The following is a 12,018-nucleotide window of genomic DNA, read 5'->3' as shown; positions in this document are numbered from 1 at the left end:
GCTGCATTCGGGTGGACGTTACGTCGTCAGCGATCCACATTCGGCGACCGAGTGTGCCGAGGAGAACGCGATCGTCACCCGGATCCACGCCAGTGCCGTGGAAGCCACCGGCGGCCTGTTCGTCTCGGTTCCGCAAGATGATCTGTCGTTCACCGATGACTTCCTCGCCGGATGCCACAAGACCGGCGTCCCGGTGGAAGAGATCAGCATCGCCGAGGCACTGAAGCGAGAGCCGCGGGTCAATCCTGATATCCGGCGGGCCTTCCTCGTCCAGGATGGCACCGTCGACGGCTGGCAGATGGTCTGGGGGGCAGCCCGTTCGGCTCAGGAGTATGGGGCGAGCATCCTCACCTACCATGCCGTGGTCGGTATGGAGGTCCGCGATGGCGCGGTGAACGCGGTGCGGTGTCTTGACCGGCACAGTGGCGAGGAGGTCACCATCAACTGCCGGTTCGTCATCAATGCCGCGGGCGCCTGGTCGCATCACATCGCCGAGATGGCAGGCTGCCACGACGTGGAGGTCGTACCCGGTCGCGGCATCATGATCGCGATGAATCACCGTCTGGTGAACACCGTGATCAACCGCTGCATCTATCCCGCAGATGGAGACATCTTGGTGCCGGTGCATACCGTGTCCATCATCGGCACCACCGACGTGCGCGCCGATGACCCGGACGAACTGCCCATTCCGCATGATGAGGTTCAGCAGATGCTCGATTGCGGTGAGATCCTCATCCCGGGGTTCCGGCAGGCCCGGGCGTTGCATGCCTGGTCGGGCGCTCGTCCGCTCGTCAAGGACTCCCGGGTCTCGGCACAAGATACCCGGCACATGTCGCGGGGCATGTCCATCCTCGATCATCAGTCGCGAGATGGCGTGTCCGGCATCCTCACAATCGCCGGCGGGAAGCTCACGACGTATCGGTTGATGGCCAAGAAGATCGTCGACCGCATGTGCGAACAGCTCGGTGACCAGCGGGAATGCCGGACTGCCGAAGAGGCGGTACCCGGCTCGACCGACGGCAAGAACTACCTGGTCACCCACCGGCTGCACGACCGCGAAGCCGACCGGCGCGACGATCAGATCATCTGCGAGTGCGAGTTGATGAGCCGCTCGATGCTCGTCGAGGCGATGCATGCCGATCCGAAGGCCAGCATGGACGATCTGCGCCGCCAGTTGAGGCTTGGCATGGGTCCGTGCCAAGGCGGATTCTGCAGCCTGCGCGCCACCGGTATCGCCTGCGCCGAACAGATCATGGATGTCGACACTGCCAATTCCCGGCTGAATGAGTTCCTCTCGCATCGCTGGATCGGCCTGTGGCCAATCCTGTACGGAGATCAGGTGCGCCAGACCGCCTTGGACGAGTGGATCTTTCAAGGGCTCCTCGATGTGGAGCATCTTCCCGAGCAGAAGGTGGTCTTGGAGCCGGTACCCCTCAATGCCGGGGCTCGCGCCGTGCAGCCCTATCCCAAGCCCAAGACCGCGGAGGTGACGCGATGAACCATGCAGTCGTGATCGGCGGGGGCATCGCCGGCCTGCTGGCCGCCGCCAGGCTGGTCGACAAGGGGGCCAAGGTGACCCTGATCACCTTCGGCATCGGTGGTCTGCAATTGTCGCATGGCGGTTTCGATGTGCTTGGCTACGCGCCCGAGCGGGTCGACCGCCCCTTCGATGTCCTGGACGATTTCATTGCAGCAAATCCGGGGCACCCATACGCTCTTCTCGGCGTCCCCGGCGTACGGCAAGGCACCCAGTTCGCGTCCGAGTTCTTCGGTGACCGGCTGGTCGGCAACGACGAGCGGAATTGGCTGTTGCCAACCGCGGTCGGAGCACTACGACCGACGTATCTGGCATCGCCGACGATGGTCGACGCGGATGCTCGCGCAGATCACGACCCGGTCGTGGTTGTCGGGTTACGGCAGCTGAAGGATTTCCAGGCCGAACTGATCGCCGGCAATCTGGTCAAGCAGCAGATTCCGGCCCGGGCGGTCGTGCTCGACCTGCCCGCTCGCATCCGTGAAGCCGACGCATCCGGCCTTGGCTACGCTCGCGCGCTGGATCGTCCGGACTATCGGGTCCGTTTTGCGAAAGCACTCGGTCAGCAGTTGCTCAACGGCGAGAAGGCGTTGATACCGGCGATCGCCGGACACCGCGAAACCGTCGCATTCTCGGATCTGCAAGAGCGCCTGGGTGCGCCACTGGCCGAGATCCCCTTGCCTCCACCGGGAGTGCCCGGCATGCGCCTCAACGATTTCGCGACCCGCCGGCTACAGGATCTCCGCGTCCGCTGGATTCTCGGTTCCCGGGTGGTGGCGATTCATGGTGCGGGCGGTCGCGTGCAAAGTGTCGACGTGGCCACCTCCGGACACGTCACCGAAGTGCAGGCGGACGCGGTCATCTATGCGCCCGGCGGCTTCGAGAGCGGTGCGCTCGGGGTGGATTCGTACGGCACGGTCTCCGAAACTCATCTCGGCCTGCCCGTGCGGGTTCCCGAAGGTCCGCTCATCGGACCCGACAGGACCGCCGAGCAACCGCTGTTCCGCAGTGGGCTGGCCGTGGACGATCAGATGCGCGTCCTGGACGACGAGAATCGTCCGGTTTACGCCAATCTGCACGCCGCCGGCGGGGTTCTGGCCGGCGCCATGCGGTGGACCGAGAAGTCCGGAGAAGGCATCGCGGCGGCCAGCGCCGTGAAGGCGGCGGATGCGATTGGAGATCTGGCATGAGCACCAAGAAAGACCCGAAGCTGCTCACCGACACCGAGCGCCAAGAACGTGATGCCGAGCGCCAAGGGCGGCTTGCCACCTCAACGCCCGGTCCCAAGGTGCTGACACTGAGTCTCAAAGAACCCGACATCTTCGCAGCCCAGGGCCTGAATCGGGCCAGTCTCGACCATTGCGTCAAATGCACGATCTGCGAGACCACCTGCCCGGTCGCCGCGGTGACACCGCTGTTCTCCGGACCGAAGTATGTCGGACCGCAGGCCGAGCGCTTCCGCGATGGGGAGTCGGTGGATCACTCACTGGACTACTGCTCGAGCTGTGGCATCTGCACGCTGTCCTGCCCGCAAGGCGTTCACATCGCCGAGCTGAATTCGATGGCGCGGGCGGTCATGAAGGCCGACCACATGCCGATCCGCGATCTCGTCATCGGCGAGACCGTGCTGATGGGCAAGGTGATGACCCCGATCGCACCGATCGCGAACGCTGCCCTGGCGAACAAGCCGATCCGCATCGCGATGGAGAAGGTGATCGGGGTGCACCGCGATGCACCCATGCCGACCGCTCAATCGCAGTCCTTCGTCAGTTGGGCCAAGCACCACAAACGACCGGCAATCCCGGTCACCCGCGGCCCGGTCGTCTTCTTCCACGGTTGCGCCGGCGGCTATTTCGAGGTGCAGACCTCGATTCACACCGTCGAGGTGCTCGAGCATCTCGGGTTCGAAGTGATCGTCCCGGCCCAGGGCTGCTGCGGACTCGCCCAACAGTCCAACGGGCTTTTCAGCCAGGCCCGCAAGACGGTGACCAAGCTGTGTGGCCAGCTGCGTGCCGCAGGCAAAGACCTCACGATCGTCTCATCGTCGGGATCATGCGCCGGCATGCTCAAGCATGAGGCTTACGAAATCATGGGCGTGGACGACCCGGCGCTGATCGACGTGAGCACCAGAATGCGCGAAACCTCGGAATTCTTGATGGAACTCGAAGATTCTGGGACACTCCCCCACACCTTCCAGCGCTTGGATATGACCGTGCCTTACCATGCCCCTTGTCAGCTCAAGGGTCAGGGAATGGGTATGCCGGCCATCCGGCTGCTGGAGCTGATTCCCGGATTGACAGTCGTGGAATCCGGTCAGGCCTGCTGCGGTATCGCCGGGACATACGGATTGAAGAAGGAGAAATACGACGTGGCGCAGGCCGTCGGGCAGGCGCTCTTCGACATGGTGGTGGACACCAATCCCGAACTGGCGGTTTGCGACACGGAGACCTGCCGTTGGCAGATCAGCAAGTCAACCGGTGTACCAACCGTGCACCCGATCTCGCTGGTCCATCGGGCGTACGGATTGGGCGACTGACCACCGACCCATCCGGCTTTCCACACGCGACGCAATGCCGAGTTGGCACGACACGCCACCGACCGAATAATCAGAAGATCTAGGCAGCACCACAAATTCTTGGCATGATGGAGCAGAGAGTTCGCACATCAATACAGCATGTGCGAATTCGCAACAGATCTTCCGGTGTCGAGACGCCGGGAGAACCCAGATCATCCGTGACCAATTCAGTTGGGGCCGAAGGTCTTACCGAGACTGAATTACTCACGGCATTGTCAGAAAGGGACATCAGATGAACCTCATACCGATGGCCGTCTCCTCGCTTTTTGAAGGATTCGTCTCGGAATTCGTTGGAACCGCCATCCTGCTGCTCTTGGGCGTTGGCGTCGTCGCAAACAACCTGCTCGGTAAGACCAAGGGCAATGGGACGGGCTTTCTCTTCGTCAACTTCGGCTGGGGCATCGCAGTCATGGCCGGCGTCTATTTCGCCAGCAACAGTGGTGGTCAGCTGAACCCTGCCGTGACGGTCGGCCTGCTGGTCCGTGAACTGATTCTGGGGAACTCGGTGGACTGGGCGCTCTTCTGGGTCTACATTCTTGCGGAGTTCCTGGGCGCGATGCTCGGCGCCTTCCTCGCCTGGCTGGCCTACAAGCAGCACTACGACACCGATGTCGACCCCGCACTCAAGCTAGGAACCTTCGCCACCGGTCCCGAGATCAGGAACCCGTTCTGGAACTTCCTGACCGAGGTCATCGCGACCTTCGTGCTGGTCGGCTGGGTGCTGGTTGCCGTCCTGCAGGACCCCAATGGCAATGCTTGGGCCCCGATCGGCGTCACATTGCTGATCGTCGGCATCGGCGCTTCGCTCGGTGGACCCACCGGTTACGCGATCAACCCGGTCCGCGACCTCGGCCCGCGCATCATCCACGCCCTCGTCCCGATCAAGGGCAAGGGCGACTCCGACTGGGGCTATGCGTGGATCCCCGTCGCCGGCCCGCTCGTCGGTGGCATTCTCGCCGCTCTGATTCTCGTGCCGATCTACACCGCGACCGGAGCGCTGCCGGCCGATTCGGCACCGTTCTTCCAACTCGCCGGAGCCTGAGCCCCGGCTGTCAGTCGTCCACGAACACAAAGGAGTGAGCAAGCATGGCGGAAATGTTCATCATGGCGATCGATCAGGGGACTACCAGTTCGCGCGCCATCATCTTCAATCATGAAGGTCAGATCGTCGCCAGCGGCCAGCTGGAGCACGAACAGATCTTTCCTCGGGCGGGGTGGGTCGAGCACGATCCCGAGGAGATCCGCGGAAACGTCAACGAGGTGATGGGGCAGGCGCTCGCTCGGGCACGCATCAACCGTCATCAGATCGCGGCGGTCGGTATCACCAATCAGCGTGAGACCACCCTGGTATGGGACCGCGAGACCGGCGTGCCGGTCTACAACGCGATCGTCTGGCAAGACACCCGCACGCAGAAGATCTGCGACGAACTGGCCGGCGATGAAGGCCCGGATCGATTCAAGGAGATTTGCGGTCTCCCGCTGGCCACCTACTTCTCAGGTCCCAAGATCAAGTGGATCCTCGACAATGTCGAGGGCGCCCGTGAGCGGGCTGAGGCCGGCAAGCTGGCATTCGGAACTATGGACAGCTGGGTGCTGTGGAATCTCACCGGCAGTCAGGATGGTGGCGTTCACGTCACAGACGTGACCAATGCCTCCCGCACCATGCTCATGGACGTCCGGACCCTCCAATGGGATCCTGGCATGTGTGAGGTCATGGGCATCCCGATGTCGATGCTGCCCGAGATCAGGTCGTGTTCAGAGGTCTATGGTCACGGCGATGCGGAGAGCCTGATCATCGATACGCCGATCGCCGGCATTCTCGGCGATCAGCAGGCGGCGACCTTCGGCCAGGCATGCTTCGAAAAGGGCATGGCGAAGAACACCTACGGCACCGGCTGCTTCATGCTGATGAACACCGGCGAAGAGGCCGTCTTCTCGAAGAACGGACTGCTCACCACGGTTTGCTACAAGATCGGTGATCAGAAGGCCGTCTATGCGCTCGAAGGCTCGATCGCCGTGGCCGGCTCGCTGGTGCAGTGGCTGCGCGACAATCTCAAGATCGTGGCCTCCGCACCCGAGATCGAGGAGCTGGCCGCCAGCGTCGATAACAACGGCGGCGCCTACTTCGTGCCGGCCTTCTCTGGCCTGTTTGCGCCGTACTGGCGCTCGGATGCCCGCGGCGCGCTCGTCGGCCTCACTCGCTACGTCAATCGCGCGCACATTGCGCGCGCGGTGCTGGAGGCAACCGCCTTCCAGACCCGCGACGTGCTCGAGGCGATGAATGCGGACGCCGGCGTGCCGCTGGCCGAGTTGAGAGTTGACGGCGGCATGACTGCCAACAACCTGCTGATGCAGTTCCAGGCCGATCAGCTCGGTGTGCAAGTCGTGCGACCGGTGGTGGCTGAAACCACTGCCCTGGGCGCCGCCTACGCAGCCGGCATCGCGATCGGCTACTGGGACGGCGAAGCAGATGTTATCGCCAACTGGGCAGAGGACAAGCGCTGGACACCGAACGAGTCCCCCGAAGCACAGACCGAGCGCGAGCGTCTCTACCGCAACTGGAAGAAGGCGGTCACGAAGACCCTCGAATGGGTGGACGAGGACGTCGTCGAGTAAAGACCCGAGCGATCGCCTGACGAAATGGCCCGGGTGGGGATCTCAATCCTCACCCGGGCCATTTCACTCGCCCCCGGCAACTCGGATCGTGTAGGCACTGGGCCTGTCACGGGCTCCACGCCTTTACAATGATGCGGAGCTTGGGGCGAGGAATCAGCTCGCCGCGATGGTGCTGGCCCCAAAGGGCTCAGACACCGGTACCTCGGAGGCAGGTTTGCGGGTGGCTGCCACCAGACCCCACAAGGCGAATCCGAGGATCGGTGTGAAGATGTCGGTATACAAGATCACGCCGGCGTTATGCGATGCCATATTGCCGGTTTCGACAATATTGACGATGTGAGTTCCCGCCGCACCCCACAGGAAGCAGGCGGGACCGACGAGGGCTGCGAGTTTCAAGCTGAGTGGGGCTCGGGCGGGAAACGCCATGATTCCCACGATGCCGACCCCCAGGCTGGCGAAGCCGACTTCGGCCTGGAAAGGACTCTGGTCCCAGCCGATCATCAGGGCCGACAGGTCGCCGAAGACGACATGCATGATGGCGTTGAAGCTGTAGGTCACCCCGATCGCCAGGAGCAGGAACCAGTTCAGTGCGATCGCGAATGCGCCGTGTCTATCGGGACGCCGAACCGCGATCAACACGATGGCCACGACCAACCAGATGACCAGGAGTGTCAGCGTGAAGTTGCTCACTGTGAAAGCGATGATGTTGCCGAGAAGATCTGACATGATCCGGCTCATTTCCTCGGGGTACCGGATCCACGAGCGCGGCCTGTGGCCAGTATGCCCACGGGATCGGTCCAGTTGACGGAGCTGATGCAATGATGCAGAAACTAACATCACTGCATTAAGACTACAGCTGCAAGCGTCCGCTTGACCCTGCTACCACGGGTCGGACTAGATGCCACCTCTGGTGAGCAGGGCGAGAACCTCCAAGCCTTGACCCCTGTCCGAAGTGGCGGGAAGACCAGGCTCACGACCCCGACAGTGCCCGGCGATCATCGCCGAGATCCACCCCGAGAAGACGGCTACCGCCCGAGCCCGAGGTTCGAGTGAACCCGCCGGATACTCCCCGCGTAGCGCAGCATCGTCGGAGAGACGGTCGATCTCGCGCATCCAGCGTTGCACGACATATCCGGCGATGTCGGGGGCACCGTCATACAGATGCTCCACGATCGGGTGTACTTTCAGGTCGGTGTTCTCGACCCGGTCTGTCCAGCCCGCCTCGTTCATCGCGTGCAGCGCCGCCTCTGTCGTGTCGACGACCGGCTCGTCCGGCGGGCGCTGAATGATCTCGGCGACGAAGACGTCCATCCAGTCGTCGAAATAGGCGAGCATGATTGCAGCCTTCGACCCGAAGTGTAGGTAGATGGTGCGGACGGCGACGTCGGCCGCCTGCGAGATGTCCTCGATCGACGTGTCGGCGTAGCCGCGCGCATCGAAAAGGTCCTCGGCGGCAGCCTGGATCTTGGCACGGGTCGCTTCCTTGCGACGCTCTTGCCGAGAAGCAGTCACCTGCGATATGCGCGCAGCCATGATCCCACCATACGCAGCAAACGGTAATGCGTGCATAACTGCCGTGGTTGCACTGGAGGCGATGCAGCAGGCCGGACCTCACTCCGCCTTCTCAGCGGACGCCGATTGATGCCGTTTGCCGATGGCCCCGATGACCGGGTCCAATGCGAACGCCAGAAAAGCCCATGCTCCGACGAAAGGCGAGAGCAGAACAGAGATGGCACTCAGTACGACCGCGGTCAACGATCTGCGGCTGAACTGGTCGATGTCGGCCTGCTCGATGTCTGCGACCAGTAACTCGCGATGCCTGCAGACGTAAACCCAGCTGAGCCAGCCCATCAGGATTGCAGGGAAGAAGCTCGCGGGAAGTATCATGCGGCCGAGCCAGACGCTGTCGTACTCAGCGTCCACGACGGTGCTGAAGGGTATCAGAACGATGAACAGTAGCCGACCGACATTGATCCACATCGATTTGTTGTCGACCCGAGCGATATAGACGAACTGCTGAACGTGCGCCATCCAGAGCAGACAGAGCAGCAGGAAGCTCACCGCGAACGAGATGAACTGGTCGCCCATGTCGACGAACCCCGCCCATAGCTGGCCGCTGGTGGAGACCTTCCCGATCGAATGAGTGGTCAACTCGAGAACGAGGAGTGTCGCCGCGATGGCGAAGATGCCGTCGGTGAAGGCGTCCAGACGGCTGGCATCGATTAGTGGGCGCGACATAGCGTCACGCTATCCGACCGCGGCATGCATCAATGACAGTTTCAACGCGATTGCAATCCATCTATCTGGATCAGATCGGCAGGCTGGCCAGGAACACGCCTGCCGGATCGTACTGCTGTTTGACGGCGCGTAGCGGTTCCAGAGCGTCACCGTAGCCGCATGATCGGGCGTCGACGCCGCCATCTACGAAGGTCAGCGCCAGTGCGCCGACACTCCAGCGGTCCAGCGCTGCCGCCCCGCCATGCACGAGACCGGTCACGACGCCGGCCGCAGCCGGATCCATCACCATCGCGATCGTGTGCAGTAGATACTCCCCCGGAAGTGATCCGATAGCGCCTGCGTCCCTCGGGCGCCGGGCGATGGCGCCACCCAGATGACGCAGTTCGCTGACGAACAGTCGCCGGTCATCTGCCACCGTCAGGAAGGCGTCCACGGCATCGTCCGGCAGTTCGGCGAGCACGCGATGGGCAGAGACCGCCGGTGTGGGATCGACCGGGTCCATGTGCACATCGAGCAGGCCGGCGGCGGGAATACGAGCGAAGAGATCCATCTCGGGTTCCAGAGCGCGCAACGGCTCCAGAATCCCGGACGCATCGGAGTCGTTGTCCAGAATTGCGCCATCGATCGCGATGACCGACCGTCCGCTCAGGAACGGCGGCAGCTCCGGTAGCAGCGGAAGGTGCAGCACCCGCAGGGTCGTCGTGACGCTTTCGGGGACTGTCCTGGTCCACCGCGCCCAGGCGTGAGCCACCTGCGATGCCCGCGAAGCATCCCACAGCATCGCACCGGCGAAAACGTCCGGGTACGGCAATAGGTCGATCACCAGGGAAACGACGACGCCCAACGCGCCAGACCCGCCGCGCACCGCCCAGAACAGATCAGGATGCTCGTCCCCGCTCGCCCGCAGCAACGCGCCATCGGCGGTGACGATCTGTACCTCGCGAACCGCGCCGACGGCCAGGCCGTGCGCTCGGGCGTAGAACGACAGACCGCCCAGCAGCGAGTATCCGGCTACGGAGACCGTTCCGGAGCTGCCGTGCAGAGCAGTCAACCCGTACGGCGCTGCCGCCGCGATCACATCGCGCCACGAAGAACCGCCCAGCACCCGCGCTGTCTTGTTCACCGGGTCGACCGTCACACCGCGCAACCCGGACAGATTGACCACCACGGCATTCGTCAGATCGGAATCGCCCAACGCTGCGGCGGCGTGCCCGGTTGACTGCGGAGCCAGCCGTAGACCGGCGGCGGTCACAGCCCGGACGATATCCACAACATCCTCGGCACTGGCAGGCCGCGCGACAGCAAACGGCCGCTGGTCGACACTCAGATTCCATGGCATCCGGGCCGCATCGAAGCCGGGATCCGAGGCAAGCACGATACGGTCTGCCAGCGCGCCGCGAAGCTCATCGGCACGGCGATCGGCGTTCAGCTCCTGAATGGTCATGGGCCTGGTCCCCTCCTCTTTCGTCGAGCACCCTGGCGGGTGCGGTGTTCATACTCTGCGCGGCCGGAAGGCCTCGGCGGTATCCCAGTCGTCAGGGGTTTTCCGGTATCCCAGATAGCTGGGATGGATTGCAGCCCTTTGGGGGCGCACACTGAGATATGGCCTCGATCAAGGTGCTTGGTCGCGCGCGCAGCGACATAGATGTGATCTCGCGCGCCGGATTGCCGCTTCACGAATTCATGACCGAAGCAGCCGACGCGCTGCTATCGGTGGTGCCCTTCGTGGCAGGGTGCGTCTCCACGCTCGACCCGGCGACCGCCATGGTCTCGGGCACCCTCAAGCTGGAGGCGCTGCTGGGCAGAAACGATGCGGACGTGGAGTGGGCCCGAATCGAATACGGCGATGACGATCCAACAACGATGCAGGCCTTGCTGCTGGCGGGACGCGTTGTGGTCGGCATGAGCCAGGAGACCCATGGCGCCGTCGAACGCTCGGTTCGGATGGCCGACCTGTTGGTGCCCTATTTCGGTTTCCACGACGAAGCGCGGGTGGTGTTCGCCGACCGGGCAGGCGCGTGGGGATCGCTGTCGTTGTTCCGCGGCGGGGACGACCGCGTGTTCTCCTCCGATGAACTCGGCTTCCTGGAGTTGGTGGCACCGGCGTTCACCCGCGGCATCCGGACAGGGATACTCGCTCAGCTGGGTCGAACGCCACGGCCGCTCGAAACAGGGCCCGCCGTAGTGATCCTCGATGCGAATGACCGGATCGTCCAGACCAGCGAACGGGCGCGGCAACTCTACGACCGGATGGCCAGCACACCCCAGGGCGCCGACCCCTTGCTCGTCGTACAGGCGCTCGTCAGCGGTGCGAGGCGCAATGCACGCGAGGGGACCGGCCGGGCCCCGCGGGTACGGATACGCACGGTCGACGGCGAGTGGCTGGTCTTGCACGCGGCCCTGTTGTCCGGCGACACCGACCGCAGCGGTGAGGTGATCGTCACCATCGAGCAGGCGCGTCCCAAGGAGGTCGTCGATCTGGTCGCCGGCGCGTTCGGGCTCACCGCTCGCGAATCAGACGTGATGGCGCTGGTGTTGCGTGGCGCGGACACCAGACATATCGCCGACGCGCTGCATCTGTCGCCCTACACCGTGCAGGATCACCTGAAATCGATCTTCGAGAAGAGTGGAGCAGCCAGCCGGCGCGAGCTGGTCGCCCGCATCTACTTCGACCAGTATGGGCTGCGGCACGAATCTGCTGCTGGCTGACCCCTATCGGGCAGAATCGGCGAATGGGATTTTTCTCGCGTTTCCGCAAGAACAGATCGGCCGTGCCTCCACAAGCAGCACCAGCGGCGGATCAACCCTCGCGGCCGGATCCGGCACTCGCCAACATGACTCTGGGCTGGGATGCCATCGACTCGGTCTTCGACGCCGCCTATCCGGGCCAGGAACCTCAGCATTGGGGGACGCTGATCAGGTGGTCGTTGGGTGGTCCCGATCCCCTCGACGGGGTCTCGGCCTACCGAGCGACCCAACCGGTCCCGCACTGGCATTACGTCACGTTTGGGTACTCAGATCTTTACGGACGAGACGCTGTGGGCCGCGAGCCCGC

At 63.5% G+C, this 12,018-nt stretch carries 11 protein-coding genes; 7 read left to right on the top strand and 4 right to left on the bottom strand.

From position 1 onward, the window contains the following. The 5 genes from glpA to glpK form a co-directional block, all read left to right on the top strand. The coding region (gene glpA, locus AAFP05_RS09815) for an anaerobic glycerol-3-phosphate dehydrogenase subunit GlpA (protein WP_341729683.1) at positions 1 to 1,498 on the top strand (1,498 nt) is incomplete at its 5' end. Next, positions 1,495 to 2,724, top strand: a complete 1,230-nt coding sequence (gene glpB, locus AAFP05_RS09810; RefSeq protein ID WP_341729682.1) for a glycerol-3-phosphate dehydrogenase subunit GlpB — start codon at positions 1,495 to 1,497, stop codon at positions 2,722 to 2,724. The genes glpA and glpB, both read left to right, overlap by 4 nt. Further along, a complete protein-coding gene (locus tag AAFP05_RS09805; protein ID WP_341729681.1) occupies positions 2,721 to 4,070 on the top strand; it encodes an anaerobic glycerol-3-phosphate dehydrogenase subunit C in 1,350 nt (449 codons plus the stop codon). The genes glpB and AAFP05_RS09805 overlap by 4 nt, the downstream gene beginning before the upstream one ends. 271 nt (positions 4,071 to 4,341) lie before the next feature. Beyond that, the gene (locus AAFP05_RS09800; protein WP_341729680.1) at positions 4,342 to 5,151 is read left to right on the top strand and encodes an MIP/aquaporin family protein; all 810 of its coding nucleotides are present in this window, start codon (positions 4,342 to 4,344) and stop codon (positions 5,149 to 5,151) included. 44 nt (positions 5,152 to 5,195) lie between these two features. Next, positions 5,196 to 6,725, top strand: a complete 1,530-nt coding sequence (gene glpK, locus AAFP05_RS09795) for a glycerol kinase GlpK (protein ID WP_341729679.1) — start codon at positions 5,196 to 5,198, stop codon at positions 6,723 to 6,725. Between the two features lie 153 nt (positions 6,726 to 6,878). On the opposite strand, the gene AAFP05_RS09790 is transcribed toward glpK, so the two are convergent. The 4 genes from AAFP05_RS09790 to AAFP05_RS09775 all read right to left on the bottom strand — a co-directional run bounded on the left by AAFP05_RS09790 (position 6,879) and on the right by AAFP05_RS09775 (position 10,407). Further along, entirely contained in the window at positions 6,879 to 7,451 is a 573-nt protein-coding gene (locus AAFP05_RS09790; RefSeq protein WP_341729678.1) for a DUF6790 family protein, read from the bottom strand. A gap of 168 nt (positions 7,452 to 7,619) precedes the next feature. Beyond that, a complete protein-coding gene (locus tag AAFP05_RS09785; RefSeq protein WP_341729677.1) occupies positions 7,620 to 8,258 on the bottom strand; it encodes a TetR/AcrR family transcriptional regulator in 639 nt (212 codons plus the stop codon). Between the two features lie 78 nt (positions 8,259 to 8,336). Beyond that, positions 8,337 to 8,963 carry a TMEM175 family protein gene (locus AAFP05_RS09780; protein WP_341729676.1) on the bottom strand — a complete coding sequence of 209 codons (627 nt, stop codon included), beginning with the start codon at positions 8,961 to 8,963 and terminating at the stop codon, positions 8,337 to 8,339. A 70-nt stretch (positions 8,964 to 9,033) separates the two neighbouring features. Beyond that, positions 9,034 to 10,407 carry an FAD-binding oxidoreductase gene (locus AAFP05_RS09775; protein WP_341729675.1) on the bottom strand — a complete coding sequence of 458 codons (1,374 nt, stop codon included), beginning with the start codon at positions 10,405 to 10,407 and terminating at the stop codon, positions 9,034 to 9,036. A 158-nt stretch (positions 10,408 to 10,565) separates the two neighbouring features. On the opposite strand from AAFP05_RS09775, the gene AAFP05_RS09770 reads away from it, so the two are divergent. After that, complete coding sequence (locus AAFP05_RS09770; protein WP_341729674.1) at positions 10,566 to 11,672, top strand: helix-turn-helix transcriptional regulator; 1,107 nt, start codon at positions 10,566 to 10,568, stop codon at positions 11,670 to 11,672. Between the two features lie 23 nt (positions 11,673 to 11,695). Then, positions 11,696 to 12,018 (top strand): suppressor of fused domain protein (locus AAFP05_RS09765; protein ID WP_341729673.1); only part of this gene is annotated, 323 nt, incomplete at its 3' end.

This window comes from Brooklawnia sp. (genome assembly GCF_032229645.1).
Lineage (GTDB): Bacteria > Actinomycetota > Actinomycetes > Propionibacteriales > Propionibacteriaceae > Brooklawnia.
The sequence above is the reverse complement of the archived record's forward strand: the minus strand, read 5'-3'. Positions and strand labels throughout refer to the sequence as shown.

What these genes read in the sequence shown, in the direction of transcription:
- glpB (WP_341729682.1), top strand. Translation starts at nt 1,495, where the DNA reads ATGAACCATGCAGTCGTGATCGGCGGGGGCATCGCCGGCCTGCTGGCC.
- AAFP05_RS09805 (WP_341729681.1), top strand. Translation starts at nt 2,721, where the DNA reads ATGAGCACCAAGAAAGACCCGAAGCTGCTCACCGACACCGAGCGCCAA.
- AAFP05_RS09800 (WP_341729680.1), top strand. Translation starts at nt 4,342, where the DNA reads ATGAACCTCATACCGATGGCCGTCTCCTCGCTTTTTGAAGGATTCGTC.
- glpK (WP_341729679.1), top strand. Translation starts at nt 5,196, where the DNA reads ATGGCGGAAATGTTCATCATGGCGATCGATCAGGGGACTACCAGTTCG.
- AAFP05_RS09790 (WP_341729678.1), bottom strand. Translation starts at nt 7,451, where the DNA reads ATGTCAGATCTTCTCGGCAACATCATCGCTTTCACAGTGAGCAACTTC.
- AAFP05_RS09785 (WP_341729677.1), bottom strand. Translation starts at nt 8,258, where the DNA reads ATGGCTGCGCGCATATCGCAGGTGACTGCTTCTCGGCAAGAGCGTCGC.
- AAFP05_RS09780 (WP_341729676.1), bottom strand. Translation starts at nt 8,963, where the DNA reads ATGTCGCGCCCACTAATCGATGCCAGCCGTCTGGACGCCTTCACCGAC.
- AAFP05_RS09775 (WP_341729675.1), bottom strand. Translation starts at nt 10,407, where the DNA reads ATGACCATTCAGGAGCTGAACGCCGATCGCCGTGCCGATGAGCTTCGC.
- AAFP05_RS09770 (WP_341729674.1), top strand. Translation starts at nt 10,566, where the DNA reads ATGGCCTCGATCAAGGTGCTTGGTCGCGCGCGCAGCGACATAGATGTG.